This window comes from Thermoleophilum album (assembly GCF_900108055.1).
In the GTDB taxonomy this organism is placed as follows: domain Bacteria; phylum Actinomycetota; class Thermoleophilia; order Solirubrobacterales; family Thermoleophilaceae; genus Thermoleophilum; species Thermoleophilum album.
This window is the reverse complement of record NZ_FNWJ01000001.1, coordinates 1,030,859-1,051,343: the sequence shown is the minus strand read 5'-3', so window position 1 is coordinate 1,051,343 and position 20,485 is coordinate 1,030,859. Positions and strand designations below refer to the sequence as shown.

Below are 20,485 nucleotides of genomic sequence, written 5' to 3'. Positions count from 1 at the left end.
CTACCGGCTTGACGGAGGGCCGGTGCCCGGGCGGCGCTAGCGACCGCCTCCCGTGTCGCGCGACGGACATCCCGTCCTCGCGGTGGGCTCGGACGCGACTGCATCGCTCACCATCCTGACAGCGCGACGACCGTTCTCGCCGCCCCTCGGACGATGAGCGTCGGACACCGCGGCGGCCGCAGACACAGCGACGGCCCTTGGCGCATCGAATGCGCGCCGGCGCTCCCACTCCTCACGCAGGATCCCCATCACCACCAGGTCGATGCGCTCCTCGCCGATCCGCACGTGGCGTCGCAGTCGGCCTTCTTCGACGAAACCAAGGCGCCGTGCCAGTGCGATCACCGCGAAGTTGTCGGCAAGTGCTCTTCCCACCACCTTGGCAGCTGGGCGGCTGCGCATCAGGTGGTCCAGGACCAGCGCGTGTGCTTCGGTCCCGTAGCCGCGCCCGGCGGGCATGTGCGGCCCGAGCGTGACCTCGATCTCGTAGATGTCTCGAAACAGCGGATCGGCCCGCCAGTTCCCAAGGCCGGCGAGTGAGCCGTCGCGCTCCTCGATCGCCCAGGCTGCGACATCGGGGTCGCTCGACGACCACTCGATCGCCCGTTCGAGGGTCGAGGCGTCAACTCCCTGCTCGGTGAGGAGGTAGAAGCGCCGGATTCGGGCGTCCTCGAACCAACGCTCGATCTCCGGCAGATCGGCGCGCGCCAGCGGGCGCAGCAACAGGCGCTCGCTGGCAGCTACGTATGTCGGACCGGCATGCATCGCTCGCTTGCTCCTTGCTCGTTTGGCGCTCGCTCGCCGAAGTGCGCTGTGGCATCCGGCCTCCCCCGCCGGCGCTCCACCGCCTCCGCTACCGCTGCCCGCATTCGCTCGGGATCGCTTACGGCAACCGCAACGCGGCGCACCGCGACCGGACGTCCGAAGGGGCGCTCGAGGGCAACCGGCGCGGCCAGCTCGAGGACGAGATCGGTGCGGCCGCCGACCGCCAGCTCTGCGCAGCCGTCGCCGACGAGCCGCAAATAGGGGGCGAGGATGCGCGTGCGGCGATCGACCCGCACCGCGCCGATCGCCGCCAGCGGGATCCGCAGCCGGTAGAGACAGCCGACGCGCAACAGGAGCTGGTCGTCGTACAGGCGATGCGGGTGGCGTTGAATTGAGGCGGCTACGCCCGCAAGCCAAAGCAGTGCGTAAGCACCGGCGGCCGTCCCTGCCCAGGCGACGACGGCTAGCCCGCCGCCCAACGCCAGGTGGAGCGCGAGCGTCTCGGCTACGACCGCCGGCACCAGGGCACCCGCGACCACAAGTTCGAAACCCCCGCCCACGGGGAACTCCGTCGCGCCGTCGACCCCGCCGCGTCGACCCCGCAGGCGCTCGTAAGCCAACAGGAGCGGTGCGCCGAGGACGCAGATTTCGAGGCGCGCGGCGCGCCGCAAGGGCTCCGGCAGGGCAATATCGAGCAGCAGTCCGCGCAGCTCGGGGGCAGACGCCCGCCAAGCGAGGAAGAGCAGCGCGGTCACCCAGGCGGCCTGGGCGGCAACCACCAGCAGCGCGCCCTGGGCGCCACGCGTCACCACGGCGAGCGCGGCGAGAGGCGCCCAGATCACGAAGGCGAAGCGCCGGATCCTGACCACGCGCGGGTCGCTGGCGAGGGAGAGCACGAGCCGGAGCAAGCGTGCTGCTGGTGTCGCGCTTGCTCCGGCACGTCCTCTATCCGCGGACGCACGGTGCTCACCGGGGTGTGCACGCCAGGCGGGCAACGTCTCGCTCATCGCGGCTCACCCACTCGGTCGCTCGCGTCCCCACACGCGGAGGCGAGAAACCGCACGAAGGCCGGCAGATCGAGCATCGCACCGAGACCGCCTTCGCCGCTGGCAGCGGAGGGGCCGACTGCAAGCGGCGCCACATGGAAACCGTCGCGACGCAGGCGCGCCAGGTTCCGCTGCACGGACGGTTTGCCGATCGCGCCGGGGGGTAGTCCCGGCACGACGACCGTCGGACCGGCGAAGCAGAGCGCAAGCGTGGACACGAGATCGTCGGCGATACCGCACGCCAGCTTTGCGACCAGGTTCGCGGTTGCCGGCGCAATCACCAGGGCTTCACCGAAACGCGCCAGGCGTAGGTGCGCGGGGATCGCGCCTCGGTCGCGGCCGTCGACGATCGTCGGCGCCCCCGCGATCGCTGAAAGCGCACGTGGGGACACCAGCTCGGCGGCAGCGCGCGTCAAGGCGAAGCGCAACTCAAGCCCGTAGGTGGCCCGCAACCACGCTCCCCACGCCGGCAGCAAAGCCGCTCCGATACCGCCGCTACAGGCCACTACGAGCCGGCGGATAGGGAGCTTGCGAGGAACGTTCGCGAGTTCGTCGACCGCTGGCTTGCGCGCCGGGATGCGTCGACGCCGCTCGGGGCGTGATCGGCGGGGTGCGGCGACGGCGGAGTTTCGGGACATCGTCAGACCCAACGTGCACTCCCCTCCGTGATCAGGTCCTCGGCTAGCCGCAGCTGCGCGCTCACCAGCGAACGATCGAAGCCGAACGCCCGCACGTAACGCACAAGATGCGCCACCACCTTGAGCGCCGCAAAAGGAGCGGCGGCCGCCAGCAGGTCCGCGGCCGCAAAACCGCTCGCCTCGCAGTAGGCGTCGATCAAGACGCGTCCAAGCGCCGGTGCCAAGCGGTAGCCGGGACCCTCGGCGCGCCCCAGCTCCGCGAGCTCCCCGAGGAAACAGCCGATGTCGTACTCGGGGGGTCCGATCGAAGCCCGATGGAAGCCGATCACTCGGACTCCGTCCGCACGCGACCCGCAGATCACGTAGCCGGGCGTAAGTTCTCCGTGCACCACCGTCGAGCCGGAGCTGGGTCGATCGAAAGCGGCACAGCTCGCACCCAGCTCGTCACGCAGGCCCCCGTGGTCTAGTAGGAACAACTCCTGTACCCGCTCTAGCTCGATGTCGAGCGCCATTCGACCACTTGCCCGGTCGCACAGAGTCTGTACCTGCTCGACGAGCCACGGACGCGGCGGCAGGTGCCGCCAGCGTCTCCGGGCCTGGCGCACGCCGCGTCGGTGGAGTCGCGCGGCCCAGGTGCCGAGCTCGCGTACGCGCGCCGATAGGACCCCTTCGTCGACTCCTCCAGCAAGGATCAGATCGCTCAGCAACTGACCACTGGGCAAACCGGGGTAGACGAGACTCCCATCAGGCGCTACCCGCGGCAACACGGCGATACCGGGGTCCGGAGCGAGCGCGCGCTGGCACAGTTCGAGACGCTCCGCGAGCGCGCGACCGGAGTTTTCTACCCCGTACTCGCGCTCGATCCAAACCCAGCCGCTGGCCGTGCGGACAGTGGTCGTGACGCAGGTGACGCCCTCGACCACGCTCTCGGCCTCGACGACCTCGCAGGCGTCGATCACGCCCGTCGCAACCAGTGTTTTTTGCAACTCCTTAGTCATCTCACCTCCTCTGCAAGGCAGCCCTCTACAAGGCAGCCAGCACGCCTCCCGCCGCGGCGCCCGCCGCCGACCAGCTCTCCCGATCTCGGCAAGCGAGCGCTGAGTCGATCGCTCTCGACAGTCGTTGCTCGGCGTCGTCGGAGCCACGGGCCGCGACCAACGCGCTCGCGGCGATCGTCGCCATCCACGCTCCGTAGCTCGCTGTCCGAGGGCGCTCGTTTTGGCGGTCGCCGGCGGTACCTTCCGGAGGCGCAGTAGCCGATCGCTCGGGGGCGAAAGCCACGCCTGGCGCGACCGACACGGCCAAGCCAGCAGCGGGCTCGGCGAGCAGGCCGCTGCGGGAGAGCTCGACTGCGGCAGTCAGGGCCCGCGCCAGGTCGTCCTCCAAAACGAACGCAACGAGAGCGTCGGCCCGCGGATACTCGGCTGCCTCCGACAGCAGTTTCAGCTCGAACCGCAGACGCGCGGCGTCGAGCCTGCGCCAGAGAGCGAGCGCCGCCCGGTCGGCCGCGCTCGGCAACACCGCACAGTAGACGCGCCACACACGCGAACCGGCGGTGAGCGGCCCCCTGGTTCCCACCGCGCCTACGAATCCCGGGGTGGCGATCCGTCGCACGACCGGTACACGGAGGTACAGCTCGCGCCCCTTCACTGCCGCCAAATCACTGGCCGCGTAGGTCACACGTAAGCCTCCGCGATGGCGTGCCAAACCGTCGCCCAGGCGCTCGAACCCGCCGGCGACGTGGCACCGACCGGCGAGCGCTGCGAGGAAACGCGCGCCCGGGCGCGCGAACCGCGGCGCGTTGAGACCGATCGAGCGCAGAAGCGGCCGGCGGAGCTGCACACGCTCGTAGATCTCCGCCGCGAGCGCGTCCTCGTCATCGTGCCGCCAAGCGCCAGGACCAAGCGCCGCGAGCACCGCCGCGGCGATCGTGCGCGCAGGCGTCCGTCCGGCGTTTGTGAAAGCTCCCACGATCGCTCGACGGCCGGAGTTCACGGCACTTACCGGTCGTTCACTGGGATCGGGCGTAGCGCGGCCGCGAGCGCACCTTCGCAGCCGTTTCTCGATTTGAAGAACAGCCGGGCGGCTTCGCGCGGCGCGCAAATGAGGCGCTTACCGACCAACGCCACGAGCCGTGCGAGCACTCGCTCGCGCTCGTCACCGGCATCGGCGAGCGCGAGCGCGCGCATCAGCAGGGCCGCGCCAAGCAGGCGCGACGCCCGTTCGTCACGGTCAGGCGCGCCGTAGCCGCTGCGGAAGGCCTCGATAGCCCTCAGCGCGAACGCTCGAAGGGGCTCGGTACCGCCCAGCCACTCGGCCGCTGGCCGCCCCGGTCGCGGCCGCGCCGTGCACAACCAACGGCTTACCAGGTCCGCCTCTACGCAAGCGACGTCCCAAGCTGGATCGCCCGCGCCCGCCAGTTCCCAGTCGACGATCGCCACCGACGGTTGGTCGTGATCACGAAAGCTGACGATGACGTTGTCCGCCGTCAGGTCACCGTGCACCAGAGACGTGCGGGACCGAGCGCTCCTCGATGGGCCACCGAGGCGTGCGAGCGCGTCCACGAGGCCGGCGTCGCGGTGCCATGACTCGAGCAGCGAAAGCGCCCCCTCGCCTAGCTCGCCAAAGGCCCCCACTGACACGGCAGCGAGCTGGCTCGGCTGCTGCGCGCTCGGTTCGCCTGGCGGTAGCGAAAGCCGATGGACCGAGCGCAGAGCTTGTCCGAGGAGCGCACCGACGAGCTCCAGGAACGCGATCGGCGGTCGGCGTTGCCGGTGGCGGGAGCTGCAGGCCGGTGAGCGACGAAGACCCTCGGCAGGCGTGCGCTGCTCCCTCGAGCCCGCGAGGTCGCGCAGTAGCGAGTCGAGCGTCACGCCGGGCAACCGCTCGAAGACCAGGGTGTCCTCGCCGGCGTCGAAATGCAACAACCGTGGCGCTGCGCCCGTCGCCGCCGCGAGCGCCGCCATCCGCGCCTCGACCGCGGGGCGCCGGGAGTGCCGCTTCACCCAGACGCCGCGGAGCGGCTCAAAAACGGGAGGAGGCGCGCCCGGATCCGGGCCGCGGGGACGGCCTGCCCGGTCCGCAACGCGCCCCCTCACCAGTGGTCCCCCGTTTGGACCCGTCTTGGGAACGCTCCCTCAGGCCTTAGCTAGTTGCCATCAACAACGCAGCCGCACGGTCAGCACGACCGTGCCAATCGCGCGCGGATCGTCCGCCGCCTCCCAAGCGGGCGAATAGCGCTCCTCGACCTCCTGTTCGAGCTCCCGTGCCTCCTCACCGAACAGCTCCTCCAGCGCCGGCACAAGTGCCGGCACCTGCTGTTCGGACGCGCGACGTACCGTGTGCTCCTTGATCCAGGTCGACACCGCCTCCCTCCTCTCCTCTCGGGCGGATGGACAGGACCTGTGTGAGCTTGTCGGTAAGGCGGAAGCGCGACCATTGCTTATTCCCGCCATTTGGCGGTGGCGGATTCACCCCATCCGGCAAGTGCACGCCGCCCGCGGCTAGCGGCGCGACCGCGGGATGCGCCGCGTCAGCGGCCGACTACGGTTGAACGAGACCGCGCCGGATCGCGTAGCGGGTAAGTGCCACGCGGTCGCGCAGCCCGAGCTTTTCGGCGACGTTGGCGCGGTGTCGATCGACGGTGTGCTCACTGATCCCGAGCAGTGCGGCGATCTCACGGGTCGTGTGGCCTTCGGCTATCAGCTTCACGACCTCGGTCTCGCGCGTGGTCAACGGGTCGTCGGCCAAAAGCCGTCCCTCCCGTGCAGCCTCCACGTACTTACGCACCAGCGCACTCACGCCCTCTGGATAGAAGAACGGCTCGCCGCGGGCGACCGCTCGGCAGGCCTCGACAAGCTCGTCGTCGACGTCGACCTTTCGCACGTAACCACACGCCCCGGCCCGCAGGGCCTCGAAGAAGAACTGTTCGTTGTCGTGCATCGAGAGCATCAGGCAGCGCACCTGCGGGCGCTGACGGTGGAGCTCCCACGCCACCTGCAAGCCCGTGAGACGGGGCATCGCGACATCGAGGATTGCCACGTCGATCCCTTCGCGAAGGGCCAATTCGAGGGCTTCGCGACCATCCCCCGCCTCGGCGACCACCCGCAGATCGGGCTGCGACTCGAGCACCAGCCGCAAGCCCCGGCGCACGAGCGTGTGATCGTCCGCCAACAAGATCCGGATCGACGTTTGAATCGGCTTTCTGGTCAACGTTTCACCGCTCCAGCCGCACCCAGCGCGAGCGGCACTTCTAACTCGACGGTGGTCCCTCGCCCGTCCGCCCGGCGACCGAAGCGGAGGCGACCACCGACTGCGAAAGCGCGCTCCACCATCCCTTGGGTGCCGCGCCCAGCGGTTTCCCCGTCGAAACCCCGGCCATCGTCCTCCACCCGGAGCCGCAACATCTGCTCGTCGCAATCGAGCCGCACCCATACCCGCTCGGCACGCGCGTGACGGAGGACGTTGGTGAGCGCCTCTTGCGCGGTGCGGAAGACGGCCAGCTCGACCTCGCGCGACAGCCGCGGTAACTGCTGCGGTACGTCGGCTCGCACGTCGATGCCGGAGGCCGCCGCGACCCGACGAGCCAGGTTCATGAGCGCGCTTCCAAGACCGAGTTCTTCGAGCGACTCGGGCCGCAGTTCGGCGAGTATGCGCCGCACTCCGTGGAGCGTGTCCTTGATGATCTCGCGGGCCTCGTCGAGACGCTCACGCTCTGCGTCGGGCCCCGTTTCACGACCACGCCGCAGCAACAGCAGAGCGGTCGTCAGACCTTGCCCGATCTCGTCGTGTAGTTCGCGCGCGATCCGCCGCCGCTCCTCCTCCTGCGCTTCGATCTGAGCGCGCGTGCTGCTGCGCTGGGCCTGTTCGAGTCGCGCCAGCATCTCGTTGAAGGAGCGCTGCAGAGCAGCAACCTCGCCAACCGCCGCACCCTCGCTGACGCGCGCCCCTGGCATCAGGCTGGAGATCGCCTGGGCCTCCTCGGTCAGTCTGCGAAGGGGCGCGAACGCCCGTTTCATCAACCAGTAGGCGACGCCCAGCACGAGGCCGAAACCGAGCAGCGCGGACAGTACGTCCTGGGCTCCCCGTGACTCGGGCCCCACCGCAAACACCAGCGCGTCGGCAAGAAGGACGACGGCGATGATCAAAAAGACGCGCCGAAAGAGCGTCGAGGAGCGCGCCGCTGCAGCCGCCGTAGGACCCGCTGGGGACGTAGCGCGGGTCGACCCGTGCAGGTCGTGAGTGTCGGTCGCGGGGTCCCCAAGGGGACCCGCGGCTGCGGGCTCTTCGATCGGCTGGGGCGCCGTGTGGGGTGCGCCCGCATGTGCGGTGCCGGCGCCGGTCACGCCGCGATTATGCCCGCAAATCGGCGGCGCCAGAAATAGCGCCGGGAGGGGCCTCCGTTGGGAGGCCCCTCCCGGACGCGAGGGAGGAGGAGGGAAGTGGCCGCGAGGGCCGGAGGAACGGGGATGCTCAGGCGGAGGCCGCAGCTGGCTCGCGCTGCGGTTCCTCGATGCGACGCGGCATCAGCACCTCACGGGCGATCACCAGGCGCTGGATCTGCGAGGTGCCCTCGTAGAGCTGCATGATCTTCGCGTCGCGCATCAGCTTCTCGACCGGGTACTCCTTGATGAACCCGTAACCGCCGTACACCTGGACGGCGTCGACGGTCACCTCCATCGCCGAATCCGCGGCGAAGCGCTTGGCGTGCGAAGCGACCAGCGTGTTGCGCTTGCCCTGGTCGAGCAGCGACGCCGCCTTCCAGGTGAGGAGGCGCGCCGCCTCGACCTTCGTCGCCATGTCGGCGATCATGAACTGAATCGCCTGGTGCATGGCGATCGGCACGCCGAATTGGATGCGCTCCTTGGCGTACTCGACCGCGAACTCGAAGGCCGCCCGAGCGATGCCGACCGCCATCGCAGCGACGCCAGGACGGGTGCGGTCGAGCGTCATCATCGCCAGCTTGAAGCCCTTGTTCTCCTCACCGAGGAGGTTCTTGGCGGGCACGGCGACGTCGTGGAACGAGATCATCGCCGTGTCGGAGGCGCGCTGACCGAGCTTGTCTTCCTTCTTGTCGACCACCACGCCGTCTGCATCGCGCGGCACCACAAATGCCGAGATGCCGCGATGGCCAGCGTCCTTGTCGGTCTTCGCGTAAACCGTGTACCAAGACGCGTGCGAGCCGTTCGTGATGAAGCACTTGGTGCCGTTGATGACGTAGTGGTCGCCCTTCTTGACGGCGGTCGTGCGCATCGAGGAGACGTCGGAGCCGGCATCGGGCTCGGTCAAGCAGAACGACGCCAGCTTGGGCTCCTCGGTGAGCATCCCGAGGTAGTGCTTCTTGATCTCCTCGGAGCCGGCGATCAGCACCGGCGCGCTCGCGAGGCCGTTGCACATCAGCGAGGTGCCGATGCCCGAGCAACCCCAGCCGAGCTCCTCCTCGATCAAACAGCCGGTGAGGTAGTCGAGACCGGGGCCCCCGTACTCCTCGGGGATGTGGGAGTTCATCAGCCCGACCTCGAACGCCTTCTCGATGATGTCCTGCGGCCAGGTGGCGTCCCGGTCGTAGTCCCAGGCCTTCGGCCGGATCTCTTTCTCCGCGAACTCGTGCGCGAGACGCTGAATCTCTTTCTGCTCGTCGGTGAGGGTGAAGTCGACCACTTCCGCTCCCTTTGCCGGCGGACGCGGCGCGTCACCGCGACCGCACGTTGACCGATTGATTCGTCAGTCAATCGCTGCGCGCTAAGGGTACTAGATGCTCGCCCTAGACCGCACGCTTGCAATCGGCCACACTGGGCTTGAGCTCACCGGCGCCGGAGTTGTCGACCACCAGGTCGCGGGCTGCGTACGCCGAGGGGAGGGGTAGCGAGGTGGACACCAACCTGTTCGGCTGGCTTTTGATCGCGTTCGCGCTGATCGGTGTGGTGGCGGCGAGCCTTAGTTACGTGGGCGTGGGTCAGCTTTACCGCTCGCTCGGCCGGGGCGGCAGCTTCGGACTCGACCTCCCACAGGGGAGCGCCCCCGGTAAACCGGCGGCGACACCTCCCCGCGACCCGCGCGCCGAGCTGGCGATCGCGCGCGAGGAGGTCCGTCAAATGCTCAACGCGAAATCGGATCGCCGGGTAGCGCGCGGCGAACAGCCGCTCGACGTAGAGGCCGAGCTGGAGGCCTTGCTCGGCCCACCGCCGTCGGCTGCGGAGCCGCCCGAGGTCGCCGCACCGGCGGCTGCAGTCGATCGCGACCCGGGGTTGCGCGAGGAGATCCGACAGCTCGTGGTCGCCAATAACGAGCGCCGGGTGCGTCGCGGCGAGCAGCCGCTGGATGTGGATGCCGAGGTGGAGCGGCGCCTGCGTGAGCTCGGCGGCGCGCTGTAGGCTCGCGCTGATGGACGACGGACGACGCTTCGAGCTTGAACAGATGCTCAACCGGCCGGGCACCTACTTCAATCCCCAGACCGAGGTGCTGGTGATCGTCGACGACTCAGCCTCGCTCGACGGCGAGATCTTCAACCTAGAGCCGTTCGAGGGTGCCGAATGGATCCTGATCTCCGACGAGGTGCCGGTCGACGAGGCGCGCCGCGACGAACTGCTCGAGCGCTTCCAGGACCAGTTCGGCGGAGAGACCGGTCGCGAGGTGCACGAGCGCGCGGTGGAGGATCCCGACGCGCGCGAGCTCGAAGGCGAGTAGGCGAGGGCGGGAGGCGCTCCCGGCGGGAGGCCCGCTCAAGCGGCTTTGCGGAGGTCGCGCACGGGGTCGATACCCCAGCGCGCGGCTACTTCCAGGTCGCGCTCGGCGAGCGGCCAGCTGTCGGCACGCGGCGCCCCCTCGTGGTCCGGCGATGCGCCCTTGAGCTGCATGCAGTTGCGGTTGTCCCCGATCAGCGCGAGCTCCTCGACCTCCGCCGCTGACAGCGGCGAGAGCAGTGGCGTCGCCGCCAGCTCGGCGCGCTTGTCCTCGATCGGGCGCGCCTGCGGCCCCGGCTCTTGGATTAGCGTCGGCACGGCACAGACGATCGGGCGCTGCGCCAGCACCCAAGCCACCGCCAGTTGAATCCAGCTCAACCCGTGCCGCTCCGCGACCGGTCGCATGCGATCGATCCGCGCCAGTCCCGCCTCGACCCACCCCGGCGGCCGGAAGCGCCGGTGGTCGCGCTCGGGGAACGGATGCCCCGGCCGCACGTCGCCCCAGAACAGGCCGCCGTGATCGACGACCCGGGCGATCAGCCGCACACCGTGCGCTTCGGCAGCCTCGAGACAGAGCCGCCCAGGCCACGGCTCCAGCGGGTTGAGGATGATCATCGCCCAGTCGACGACCTCGCCGAACCGCTCGAAGCAGCCGATTAGGTCGAGCGTGAAACCGTTGGCCGGCCCGGGGGCGACACCGAGCGATCGGCAGAGACCTTCATCGCGCAGCTTCCTGAGCGCCTCCCAAACGCGTTCGCTTGTGTAGCCGACGCGGTCGGGGTTGTGGAGCAGCAAGACGTCGAGCTGGTCGCTACCCAACCGCTCGAGCATGCGTTCGGTCGCGCGCCGCAAATAGTCCTCGTACTGCTCGGGACCCCGCAGACGGGGATCGGTGAAGCGTGGGTAGCCCTTGAAGCCGAGGCGTTCGCCAGCGTAGAAGTCGTGGCCGACCGCCCCGACTAGTCGGTAGCTGCCGCGCTCGAGACCCCGCAACGCTCGCCCGAGTGCGCGGTCGGCGGCCCCGCGCCCGTAGACGTCGGCGGTAATTACCGTCGCCAGCCTGTTGTCGGGACGCAGCAGCCGCTCTAGACGCTCCTCCGAGATCGGTTCTCCGAAGTTCATGTAGCGGCCACCGCTCCAGGTCCCTAGCGCGAGCGGCGAGAGCTCCACCTGGTCGTGCACTAGCTCACCCAGCGCGCTAGTGGCAGCCGTTCGATCCCTGCGCTCAGCGCTCTCCGCCGTCATGCCGGTGCCCGCTAACGGCGCAACAGCATCGAACAGCGTTGCAAGGCGGCAATGTCGCCGGGACGCGCACGATCGAGACACTCGCCGTAACGCTTGAACTGCTCGCTCGAAGGCGGAGCCGCAGCGCCCCCGCCCGAGCCGCCTCCGATATCCGAGTCGGTACTCGCTTGCGGTGAAACAGCGCCCGTCGCACCTCCGAGCAGCGAGTTCGCGCTGCCCCGCAAGAGCCTCCGCAGCTCCGATATCGGGCGAGCCTGCGCGGGCGCCTCCACGCGCTGTTTGCCACCGACCTTGTCGAACTGCACGGAGAACGTGACGGTGCCTCGTCCGAGGTTGCTCGCCAGTGACCCGCCGGCCTTGCTCAGGTCGAGCTCGACACGCCCTGCCAGGCGGCGCAGGATGCCATCGTCCTTGCCGGCGTAAACATCGAAGGTCGCGGCGCGAACCACCTCGGTCGCGGTGTCGATGAACTGCTTCGGCAGCCGCTGCGGAACCGACCCACCTGTCGAGGAGAGGGCGTTGCGGTTGCGGGCGATGAAGCGGTTGAGGTCCTCGAGCAGGCGACGAACGTCGAGCTTGCCCCTTACGTGCCGCGTCTCAACACCGCCAACCTGCTCGTCGCCCTCGACGCTTGCCCGCGAGAGCCAGCGACGGGGATCGAGCCCGAGCGCTTTCAGCGATCCGCCACCGCTGCGGCGGCGCTTGCGGGCCTCCTGGATTTGGCGCTCAACATCCGCACGCGGGAGCTCGTAGAAGACGTCTTGGAACTTGACGAACGCGCGGTCGCCGGTCGAGAGGTAGCCACTCTCGACGGTCGGACCTCCTGGCGGTCCGACCCGGACCGTCAGATCGACCTTCGGCAGACCGCTTGGATTGTCGATGTAGGGGCCGTTCGCCTCGATGCGGATCGGACGGCCGCCCGCCGCCTCACCCTGCAGCGAGACAGTGGCTTGGATGCGCACGTCGGCGCTCGGTATGCGCTTGGAGAAGGCATCGTTGAGGATCTTCTCGGCATCGGCGCGATCGTCGCCTCCGCAGCCGGCACCGAAGGCGGCTGCAGCCACCGCGACCAGCGCCACGACCAGCGATCGGCGTGGGGCAAAACGGGGCTTGCGGGCGGCTGCTCGCGACTCCAGCACAGTCGACGCCAGACTAGCGCGACCGCGGCGATCTTGGGTGCAGCCGATCGGGTGGGTGACCGAACAGCAACCTCGAACGCCGAGTGCTGTTGTGAATAAACGCTTGGTACCGACGTGGGCAGGGATCACAAGGGGGCGCCGGCTCGTGCGCCGAGGCGGTTTGCCGACGCGCGCCGCCGCGCTACTCGTCGCCGCGGCGCTGCCGGTAGCCGCCGCGCTGCTCGTCGCCGCCGCGCCGCTGGTCGTTCCGGCCGCCGCGAGCGGCGCACCGGCCGCAGCGCGACCTAGCGGCGGCGGGTCAGCGGTAGTCGTGCTCGGCGAACGCGGCGTCGTGCGAATCGCGCGCGATCGCTTCGCTCCGCCGCCCGCGAGCGTCGCGGGGCCACGACCGGCACGCCTGCCCCGACTCGCCGGCCCGACCGGCTCCCCGGCCGTGGTCGTCGCCCGGGCTGCGACCGCCTCCGCCCCGCGAGCGGCCGCCCCCGCCCCACGACCGGCCGCCCCTGCCCGGCCCCGAGCGCGCGGCAAAAGCAAAGCCGAGCGGGCGCTACGTGCCGCGCTCGCCAGCGCCCTCCGCGGCGGTCACATCGACCTCGCGCGCTACCGCCGCTACCTCGGCATCTGGACACGTGCCCGCGCGACCGCTCGTGCGCTCAAACGGCGAGGCATCGCGGGCAAGGAGCTGAGCGCGGTGCTGCGCTCGGTCGAGCGCCTGGCGCTCGCCGGGCGGCTGATCCCGTCGCGCCTGCCGCTCGTGTTTCTCGAGCTCGAGGTCAACGAACGGTTCTGGCGTAGTTCGCGAGTGCCGGCGGCGCGGGCCTGGGTCGAGCCGCAAGGAAGCGAGCTGTTGTTCGCTTACTTCCCGGGCGAGGGGATCCGCTTCCATCCCCTCGGCACGTTCAAGCGCGCCAACCTGCTGCACGCCGCTTGCGTCAAGGCCCTCAGCGAACCGTGTCAACGCGAGCGCCTTGCCCGACTGCTCGACGAGGCCGGAGACGTCGCGAGCCAACGCAGCAGGTACTTCAGAGCCTGGGAGTACATGTTTCGTTTCGGTGGCGGTAACCCGCCCTGGATCAGCGGCATGGCGCAGGCGACCGCGCTGCAGGCATACGCGCGCGCCGCCAAGTTGCTCGGACGCCCCGACTACCTGCGCATCGCGGCGCGCGCGCTCGGCGCCTTCGCGACACGGGCGCCGCTGGGGGTGGTCGCGCGGGGACCGCTCGGCGGCACCCACTACCTCCAGTACTCGTTCGCTCCGCGGCTGTTCATCTTCAACGCCTTCACCCAAGCGGTGATCGGCCTCCACGACTTCGCGCAGCTTGCCGGCGACACGCGTGCGGCGCGCTTCGCAGCGACTGCCCTCGGCGAACTGCGTGCCGAGATACCGCACAGCGACATCGGCGATTGGTCGCTCTACTCCTGGCAAGGACGACCTTCGACACCCGCTTACCACGAGCTTTTGCGGGAACTGGTGGCGAGTGCCTGCGCGCGCGGGCTGGGTGAGGTCTTTTGCACCTACGCCGACCGCTTCCGCCGCTACCAAACCGAGCCGCCGCGCATCGACCTCCTGCAACCGCCCGGTGAGCCCGAGACGCAGGATCAGCCCCCGGTCGTGGAGGTCGGGCGTACGGTCGCAATTCGCTTTCGCCTCTCCAAGCTCTCAGCCGTGGAGTTCACGGTTACGCGCGGCAACAGGACCCTGCTGCGCCGCCTTACCACGCGGTCCCGCGGCACCTGGACGTTCCACTGGCGTCCCCGCACACCGGGCAGCTACACGCTGGTCATCGCCGCCAAGGAGCTGCGAACCGGACGCGGTCTGCGCGCGCGACGAAGCCTGCAAGTCGAGGCAGCGGCCCCCGAGCAGAACACCGCCGGCACAGCGCCTTAGCATGCCAACGCAGCGTGCCGCCGCGAACAATCATCTACACCGGTAAGGGCGGTGTCGGCAAAAGCAGCGTCGCGCTAGCCACCGCCCGCCGCTGCGCTCGCGAGGGTCTGCGCACACTCGTCGTGTCCACTGATCCCGCGCACACCCTGGCCGATGCCCTGGAACGCGAGGTCGGTAGCCGCCCGACGGAGTGCGGCCGGCGCCTCTACGCCCAGCAGGTGCAAGCGCAGGAAGAGATCGAGCGCCGTTGGGAGGCGGTGCAGAGTTGGCTAACCAAGCTCCTGTCGGAACGGGGTGTCGACCGGATCGCCGCCGAGGAGTTGACGGTGCCGCCCGGCATGGACGAGCTGTTCGCGCTCCTGGCGATCAAGGAGCACTACGAACGCGGAGATTTCGAGTGCTTGATCGTCGACTGCGCGCCGACCGGCGAGACCTTGCGGCTGCTCTCGTTCCCGGACGTCGCCGCCTGGTGGCTGGAGAAAGTGATCCCTCTGGAGCGCAAGCTTGTTGCCGCAGCGCGGCCGCTTGCCCGCACTCTGCTCGACGTACCACTGCCCGACGACCCTGTTTTCGATGAGGTGGAACGGCTTGTGCGGGGACTCGGTGGCCTGGCGACAATCCTGCGCGAACGGCGAACTACAAGCGTGCGCCTGGTGCTGAACCCGGAGCGGATCGTCGTGCGCGAGGCGATGCGGACCTACACCTACCTGAGCCTCTACGGCTTTCCGGTTGACGCGATCGTCGTAAACCGCGTCCTACCCCCGGAGGCCGACGATGGCTATCTGGCGCCGTGGCGAGAACTGCAAAACCAGCAGATGGAACTGGTGCGGGAAGCGTTTGCGCCGCTACCGATTCTCGTCGCGCCGATGTTCGCCGAGGAGGTAGTGGGCGCGCGTATGCTCGATCGCTTGGCGGCGGCGCTGTTCGCCGAAGCGTGCGCGCACGAGATCCTCTACGACGGTGCGCGACACGAGTTCAAGGAAGACCCCGACGGCGCGCGCCTGACGTTACCCCTGCCGCTCGCCACACGTGACGAAATCAAGCTGAGCAAGGTCGGCTTGGAACTGGTCGTGCGGGTCGGTGCGCACAAGCGCACGGTGCTGTTGCCCGACTCTCTGGCCGGCTGCGCCCCCAGCGGAGCTCGCTTCGAAGACGGCGTACTCGAGGTCTCGTTCCGTCGCCCGCGAAGTTCGCTGGTAGCTACACCATGAACGAAGACGGCAGACCGCCACGCACCCCGCTTTTCGATCTGTCGCTGATCGTCTACGTGCTCGAGGCGGCTCGACACGCGCTGCCGCCCGAGCTGCGCAGTCGTGCTACCGAAGCGTTGCGCGACTTGTTGCGAGCACTGCGCGACCTCATCGACTGGTACCTGGAACGTCTCGACCAGCCGCAAAGGAAACCGCAGGTCGAGGAGATCCCCCTCGAGTGAGCGCAGCGAGGCGGCGCAAGCCGACCTCGCCGCGCCGCTTCACCGAGGCTGGTCCAGTCGAATTGCCCGGATCGCGTTCTCGTCGGGCAGCTTCGCGAGCACCTGGCGCACGACCTCCAGCACGTCGTGTTCGTCGTGCCCAAGGTCGTCGGCCAACGTCTTGAGGGCTGTCCAGGTCACTTTCAGCTGCGCCGGCGTCAGCTCCAGGCGGTAGGCGACCTCGTCGGGGCCGATCAAATCGGGCTGCTCGGTAGCCATGTTTCGATAGTAGTTGCGAGCGTGCGACTACGCTCGCGGCGGTCGATGGCTGCGGACAGCATCGAGCGAAGTCGCGGCGCACGGCTTGCGCGGCGCCTGTTGCGCGAGGTGGTCGCTAGCTGGCGCGCGCTGGCCGCTGAGCAGCGCGTGATCGCGGTCGTCGCGCTACTTCTCTTGGCCAGTACCTTCGGCCCCTACTCGGCGGTCGAGGCCGCCGAGGGTTTGGCGGCGCTGGCGGTGCTGGCGCTGCTGTGGGCGCGGGCCCACGGCAAACGCTTTCACCTGCCCGGCGGCGATGGCACGGCCGTCGCGATCGCCGGCGGCTGGGCGGCCGTGCTGATCGTCGTGCGACTCTTCGACCGACCGCTCGGGCAGAGCCTGTTGGCGCTGGTTTGCGCTGCGCTGCTGGTGGTGGCCGGCCTGCGCGAGCGCGCGCGCCGTCCCGCCGACGACGTCGGCGCTTACTCGTGACCAGCGAGCTCGCGGCGCATCCGCAACCACTCGCCCTGCTGCTCGCCGTACACAAAACCGTGCCGCTCGTAGAAGCGCCGCGCGCGGAGGTTGTCGCGTCCGACCGCTAAACCGATCTCCAGCGCCCCCTGCTCGCGCCCGTACGCCAGCACGGCTCGCAACAGGGCGCTGCCGACCCCGCTCCCCTGCGCGGACGGTGCGACCGCCAGCTCGTGCAACTCGGCTACGGGCACCCCCGCCTGCTCACCCCACTGGGCGTGACAGGCGGCGAAGCCGACGGCGCGACCGTCGTGAAGCGCGACGAACAAGCCGCCCGGGTCACCGCGCCACAGCCAGTGCAAGTAGGCGGCGACCCGTCCGCGTCCTGTGTACGCGTAGCGTTCGAGACCTCGATAGGCGGCGAGGTACACCTCGACGAGCTCCGGCAGGCGCCGCTCGAACTCGTCACGCTCCAAGCCCACGACAGTCGCACTCATCGGCCGCACAGCAGCATCGTGCTGGTTCAATCGTGCCGTGCCAACCGTCGAACCGCGCCGCGGCGCGCCGCCGCTCGACGAAGCCTCGCTACACGAGTGGTTGCGCAGCGAGACCCTGGCGCTCGCGCGTATCGCTTCGCCATCGGGCCGTGAGGAGCCCCTCGCGGCGCACGTCGAGCGGACTTGCGGGCAGCTCGGCTTGCGCTGCCAGCGAGTGATCGGCGAGCAGCGACTGGCGGGGCTCGTGGTCACCGCTCCCCAGTTCGACGCGCTGCGCTCGCCAGAGGCCACCGAGCTGGCGCTCTGCGCGCACCTCGACACGATCGTGCCGCCCCGTCAGCGCGTGGGACCGCCGCTTGCCGAGGATCGTTGGCCGGCGCGCCCTTACGCCGGTGGTGGTTGGCTCGCTGGGCTTGGCGTGCTCGACGACAAGGGACCGGTGGCGTGCGCGCTCGCGGCCCTTGCGCTCGCACGGCGCCGCGGGCTGCCGCCGGCTGCGCCGGTCGCCGTACTCCTCACCTGCGACGAAGAAGAAGGGGGCAGCGGCTCGGCGCTGCTCGCCCGCCTCTGCCGTCCGCGTCGCGTCGTAGTCCTCGAACCGACCGAGCTGCGCATCTGCACGCGCGCCGCCGGGGCGGTCGAGCTCGAGGTGGAATTTCGCGGTATCGCGGCGCACGCTGCGGTGCCCGAAGCCGGCGACAACGCGGTCGAACGAGCCGCAAGGTTCGTCGCCGCGCTCGACGAGCTGCCCCTCACCCAGCTGCGCGACCCGTTGCTCGGGCCGGCGCGCGCCAGCTGCCTCGAACTGGTGGGCGGCTGGCCGCTCTACGCGGTCCCCGACGCGGCGCGCGTCCGCGTCGAAGCGCGCTTGGTTCCCGGTTGCTCGGTGGCACGCGCGATCGCCGAGGTCGAACTGGCAGCGGCCCGCCAGGGCGGGCGCGTGCGCGTCTGCGAGCGCGCCGAGCCGTGGTCGCTGCCGCATTCGGCTCTTGCCGAGCAGCTAGCGCAAGCCCTGCACAGCGAGGGTCGCCCGGCGCTGGAGGGCGGTATGCACAGCTGGACGGACGCCCACAACTTCGTCGCGCAGGGGGTGCGTGACGCGGTGGTGTTCGGCCCCGGTGAGCTCGCGCTCGCGCACACCCCGCAAGAGCGAGTCGAGCTCCGCGAGCTTTGCGACGCAGCGCGCGTGCTGGCGCGGTTGCTGGTGAGCGAGAGCGCGCCCGCGGCGTCCCCTAACCGGACGTAGCGTTCGCGTTCCTGCTCAACCAGCTGCAGTGTCCGCCCGGACCGCAGCCCACGCCTCGGGATTCCAACCCGGAACCTCCGCCGCCGAGCGGCGTTGCGGACCGACGTAGCGCGCCGTCGGGCGGATCAAGCGACCGCTGCGCTTTTGTTCGAGGATGTGCGCCGACCAGCCGGCGACGCGAGCGCACGCGAACATCGGTGTGAAAAGCTCCGCCGGCACGCCGGCCGTGTCGAGAACGACCGCCGACCAGAACTCCACGTTAGTGGCCAGCACGCGGTCGGGCTTGCGCGCCGCCAACTCCTCGAGCGCCGCCCGCTCGAGGCGCTCAGCAACCTCGACCCGTGGCGACCCGAGCTCCCGCGCCGTCCGGCGCAAAACCCGCGCTCGCGGATCCTCGGCCCGGTAGACGCGGTGGCCGAAGCCCATCAGGCGCTCGCCGCGGTCGAGCACGCGCCGCACATAGGCGGTCGCGTCGCCCTCCCGCTCCACCTCATCGAGCATCCGCAGCACGCGCGACGGGGCTCCACCATGCAGGGGACCCGACAGCGCGCCGACCGCCGCCGACAGCGCGGCCGCGACGTCGGCGCCCGTCGAGGCGACGATGCGGGCGGTGAAAGTGGAGGCGTTCATTCCGTGCTCGGCCGCCGCGATCCAGTAGGCGTCGATCGCCCGCACCGCCCGTGGATCGGCCTGCCCACGCCAACGAATCAGGAAGCGTTCGGCGATCGTGCGGCCGCGATCGACCTCCGCCTGCGGGACCGGCGGTCGACCCGGTCCCCGCGCCGACTGGGCGACGAACGAGAGCGCCATCACAGCGACCCGCGCGAGCTGCTCACGGGCTTCCACAACGTCCAGGTCGAGGAGCGGCCGCAGGCCCCACTCGGGCGCCAGCAGCGCCAGTGCCGCCTGCAGGTCGACGCGCGGGTCACCGCTGCGGACGGTGAGGGGGTGAGGTTCTGCGGGAGGCAGCCCGGGCTCGAAGGAGCCGTCGACCAGCAGGCCCCACACCTTCTCGTAGGGCACGACCCCGACCAGCTCCTCGATATCGACGCCGCGATAGCGGAGCGCCGAACCGTCCACGTCGGGTTCGGCGATCTCGGTGTCGAAGGCGATCACCCCCTCGAGACCGGGGGGCGCTGCGATCAGTTCAGGCACGGTCGCGCAGCTTACGAGACGATGGGCCGGCGAGGGGAGCGCGCTTGGGGGGGCCCCGCCACGCTAGGGCGTCGCGCGAGCGGTTAGCGTCGGCGCCATGACAATCCTCGCCGATCAAGTCGCACGCTACCTGCGAGAGCTGCGACCGACCATCGATCCATTGCTCGCCGAGATGGAGGAGCTCGCACAGCGTGAGGGGATACCGATCGTGCACCGCGAGACCGGCCGCCTGCTCGCCCTACTCTGTCGGCTCGCCGACCCACACGTGCTGGAGGTCGGAACCGCCATCGGTTACTCGACCGTGCACATGGCGCGTGAGTTGCGGCGCGGGCGGATCGTCACGCTCGAGCGCGACCCCGTGCGCGCCGCACAAGCACGCGACTTCCTCGAGCGCGCGGGCTGCGGCGCGCGTGTTGAGGTAGTGGAGGGCGACGCACTGGAGACGCTGCCGCGGCTGGACGGCACCTTCAACCTGCTGTTCCTCGATGGCACGAAGACCGAGTACGCGCGCTACCTCGCGCTGGCCGAGCCACTGCTAGCGCCCGCCGCGCTAGTCGCGGTCGACAACGTCTTGATGGGCGGCGAGGTCGCGTGGTCTGATGATCGCCCCGGCGCGTGGACGCCGGAGCAACGCTCGGCGGTGCGAGACCTCGCGCGCAAACTTGTGGCCTCCGAGCGTTGGCAAGGCGTGGTGCTGCCGGTCGGCGACGGCGTCGCGCTCGCCTCAGCCCAAAAGGTGCAGCACTAACGGCAAGACGACCGTCGCGAGCATCACCAAAACCACCCCGGCCGCGACCAACAGCCGCACGCCGAGCAGGTGACCAGCAGCCCCGATGGCGAGGCCAGCAGCGAAGGTCGCGATGAAAAAGGTCGGGTCGACCTCGAAGCCGCCGGTTTGCTCTGGGAGTCGGGCGAGCAAGAGAACGGTCAGCGAACGGTGCCCCTCGGGAAGTCGCCGAGCCGTCGCCACGCCGGCCTGATCGAAGGCGGCGGGGTACACATCGCCGAACACCTGGTGCGCGGAAATGGGCTCGCCCACGACCCAAG

Annotated in this window: 24 protein-coding genes; 8 read left to right on the top strand and 16 right to left on the bottom strand. The window is 69.8% G+C overall.

Annotated features, from left to right (window positions below; translation table 11 throughout):
• Positions 1-36: 36 nt before the first annotated feature.
• The 10 genes from BLW41_RS05205 to BLW41_RS05160 all read right to left on the bottom strand — a co-directional run bounded on the left by BLW41_RS05205 (position 37) and on the right by BLW41_RS05160 (position 9,106).
• Complete coding sequence (locus BLW41_RS05205; protein WP_093116837.1) at positions 37-762, bottom strand: GNAT family N-acetyltransferase; 726 nt, start codon at positions 760-762, stop codon at positions 37-39.
• A complete protein-coding gene (locus BLW41_RS05200) occupies positions 738-1,769 on the bottom strand; it encodes a hypothetical protein (RefSeq protein ID WP_143038602.1) in 1,032 nt (343 codons plus the stop codon). Before BLW41_RS05200 ends, BLW41_RS05205 begins: the two co-directional genes overlap by 25 nt.
• The gene (locus tag BLW41_RS05195) at positions 1,766-2,458 is read right to left on the bottom strand and encodes a flavoprotein (protein ID WP_143038601.1); all 693 of its coding nucleotides are present in this window, start codon (positions 2,456-2,458) and stop codon (positions 1,766-1,768) included. Before BLW41_RS05195 ends, BLW41_RS05200 begins: the two co-directional genes overlap by 4 nt.
• On the bottom strand, positions 2,449-3,444 hold the full coding sequence (locus BLW41_RS05190) for a phosphotransferase (protein WP_143038600.1): 996 nt from the start codon (positions 3,442-3,444) through the stop codon (positions 2,449-2,451). Before BLW41_RS05190 ends, BLW41_RS05195 begins: the two co-directional genes overlap by 10 nt.
• Positions 3,445-3,469: 25 nt before the next feature.
• Positions 3,470-4,417: a T3SS effector HopA1 family protein gene (locus BLW41_RS05185; RefSeq protein WP_218138263.1), complete on the bottom strand. Its 948-nt coding sequence runs from the start codon at positions 4,415-4,417 to the stop codon at positions 3,470-3,472.
• Between the two features lie 29 nt (positions 4,418-4,446).
• On the bottom strand, positions 4,447-5,451 hold the full coding sequence (locus BLW41_RS05180; RefSeq protein WP_143038599.1) for a phosphotransferase: 1,005 nt from the start codon (positions 5,449-5,451) through the stop codon (positions 4,447-4,449).
• Between the two features lie 153 nt (positions 5,452-5,604).
• Positions 5,605-5,811 carry a hypothetical protein gene (locus BLW41_RS05175; RefSeq protein ID WP_093116825.1) on the bottom strand — a complete coding sequence of 69 codons (207 nt, stop codon included), beginning with the start codon at positions 5,809-5,811 and terminating at the stop codon, positions 5,605-5,607.
• A 178-nt stretch (positions 5,812-5,989) separates the two neighbouring features.
• Positions 5,990-6,658 (bottom strand): response regulator transcription factor, encoded by a 669-nt coding sequence (locus BLW41_RS05170; RefSeq protein ID WP_218138262.1) that lies wholly within the window; start codon positions 6,656-6,658, stop codon positions 5,990-5,992.
• Positions 6,655-7,593, bottom strand: a complete 939-nt coding sequence (locus tag BLW41_RS05165) for a sensor histidine kinase (RefSeq protein WP_143038598.1) — start codon at positions 7,591-7,593, stop codon at positions 6,655-6,657. Before BLW41_RS05165 ends, BLW41_RS05170 begins: the two co-directional genes overlap by 4 nt.
• Positions 7,594-7,918: 325 nt before the next feature.
• Positions 7,919-9,106 carry an acyl-CoA dehydrogenase family protein gene (locus tag BLW41_RS05160; protein ID WP_093116821.1) on the bottom strand — a complete coding sequence of 396 codons (1,188 nt, stop codon included), beginning with the start codon at positions 9,104-9,106 and terminating at the stop codon, positions 7,919-7,921.
• A 209-nt stretch (positions 9,107-9,315) separates the two neighbouring features.
• Between BLW41_RS05160 and BLW41_RS05155 the strand changes: the two genes are divergently transcribed.
• Positions 9,316-9,819, top strand: coding sequence for a hypothetical protein (locus BLW41_RS05155; RefSeq protein WP_093116819.1), 504 nt, complete (start codon positions 9,316-9,318; stop codon positions 9,817-9,819).
• A 10-nt stretch (positions 9,820-9,829) separates the two neighbouring features.
• Positions 9,830-10,132 carry a hypothetical protein gene (locus BLW41_RS05150; RefSeq protein WP_143038597.1) on the top strand — a complete coding sequence of 101 codons (303 nt, stop codon included), beginning with the start codon at positions 9,830-9,832 and terminating at the stop codon, positions 10,130-10,132.
• A gap of 35 nt (positions 10,133-10,167) precedes the next feature.
• Here BLW41_RS05150 and BLW41_RS05145 read toward each other — a convergent pair whose 3' ends face one another.
• Positions 10,168-11,373 carry an aldo/keto reductase gene (locus BLW41_RS05145; protein ID WP_093116815.1) on the bottom strand — a complete coding sequence of 402 codons (1,206 nt, stop codon included), beginning with the start codon at positions 11,371-11,373 and terminating at the stop codon, positions 10,168-10,170.
• 11 nt (positions 11,374-11,384) lie between these two features.
• Complete coding sequence (locus BLW41_RS10705) at positions 11,385-12,512, bottom strand: hypothetical protein (RefSeq protein ID WP_177169347.1); 1,128 nt, start codon at positions 12,510-12,512, stop codon at positions 11,385-11,387.
• Positions 12,513-12,603: 91 nt separating this feature from the next.
• Here BLW41_RS10705 and BLW41_RS05135 point away from each other — a divergent pair, with 91 nt between their 5' ends.
• From BLW41_RS05135 to BLW41_RS05125, 3 genes are read left to right on the top strand one after another with little or no spacing between them, the layout of a single operon-like run.
• Positions 12,604-14,400, top strand: coding sequence for a D-glucuronyl C5-epimerase family protein (locus BLW41_RS05135; protein ID WP_218138261.1), 1,797 nt, complete (start codon positions 12,604-12,606; stop codon positions 14,398-14,400).
• A gap of 14 nt (positions 14,401-14,414) precedes the next feature.
• Positions 14,415-15,611 (top strand): ArsA family ATPase, encoded by a 1,197-nt coding sequence (locus BLW41_RS05130; protein WP_093116809.1) that lies wholly within the window; start codon positions 14,415-14,417, stop codon positions 15,609-15,611.
• Positions 15,608-15,832, top strand: coding sequence for a hypothetical protein (locus tag BLW41_RS05125; protein WP_093116807.1), 225 nt, complete (start codon positions 15,608-15,610; stop codon positions 15,830-15,832). Before BLW41_RS05130 ends, BLW41_RS05125 begins: the two co-directional genes overlap by 4 nt.
• Before the next feature lie 39 nt (positions 15,833-15,871).
• Here the strand turns inward: BLW41_RS05125 and BLW41_RS05120 are convergent, their stop codons facing one another.
• Positions 15,872-16,090 (bottom strand): hypothetical protein, encoded by a 219-nt coding sequence (locus tag BLW41_RS05120; RefSeq protein ID WP_093116805.1) that lies wholly within the window; start codon positions 16,088-16,090, stop codon positions 15,872-15,874.
• A gap of 45 nt (positions 16,091-16,135) precedes the next feature.
• On the opposite strand from BLW41_RS05120, the gene BLW41_RS05115 reads away from it, so the two are divergent.
• Positions 16,136-16,561 carry a hypothetical protein gene (locus BLW41_RS05115; protein ID WP_093116803.1) on the top strand — a complete coding sequence of 142 codons (426 nt, stop codon included), beginning with the start codon at positions 16,136-16,138 and terminating at the stop codon, positions 16,559-16,561.
• Here the strand turns inward: BLW41_RS05115 and BLW41_RS05110 are convergent.
• On the bottom strand, positions 16,552-17,037 hold the full coding sequence (locus BLW41_RS05110; protein WP_143038594.1) for a GNAT family N-acetyltransferase: 486 nt from the start codon (positions 17,035-17,037) through the stop codon (positions 16,552-16,554). The two genes, BLW41_RS05115 and BLW41_RS05110, sit on opposite strands and share 10 nt — an antisense overlap.
• A gap of 37 nt (positions 17,038-17,074) precedes the next feature.
• Here BLW41_RS05110 and BLW41_RS05105 point away from each other — a divergent pair, with 37 nt between their 5' ends.
• Positions 17,075-18,283, top strand: coding sequence for a M20/M25/M40 family metallo-hydrolase (locus tag BLW41_RS05105; RefSeq protein ID WP_177169346.1), 1,209 nt, complete (start codon positions 17,075-17,077; stop codon positions 18,281-18,283).
• A gap of 15 nt (positions 18,284-18,298) precedes the next feature.
• Here BLW41_RS05105 and BLW41_RS05100 read toward each other — a convergent pair whose 3' ends face one another.
• A complete protein-coding gene (locus BLW41_RS05100; RefSeq protein ID WP_093117365.1) occupies positions 18,299-19,429 on the bottom strand; it encodes a citrate synthase in 1,131 nt (376 codons plus the stop codon).
• Between the two features lie 106 nt (positions 19,430-19,535).
• Here BLW41_RS05100 and BLW41_RS05095 point away from each other — a divergent pair, with 106 nt between their 5' ends.
• Entirely contained in the window at positions 19,536-20,186 is a 651-nt protein-coding gene (locus BLW41_RS05095; protein WP_093116797.1) for an O-methyltransferase, read from the top strand.
• Here the strand turns inward: BLW41_RS05095 and BLW41_RS05090 are convergent.
• Positions 20,163-20,477 (bottom strand): hypothetical protein, encoded by a 315-nt coding sequence (locus BLW41_RS05090; protein WP_093116795.1) that lies wholly within the window; start codon positions 20,475-20,477, stop codon positions 20,163-20,165. The genes BLW41_RS05095 and BLW41_RS05090 overlap by 24 nt on opposite strands.
• Between the last annotated feature and the right edge of the window lie 8 nt (positions 20,478-20,485).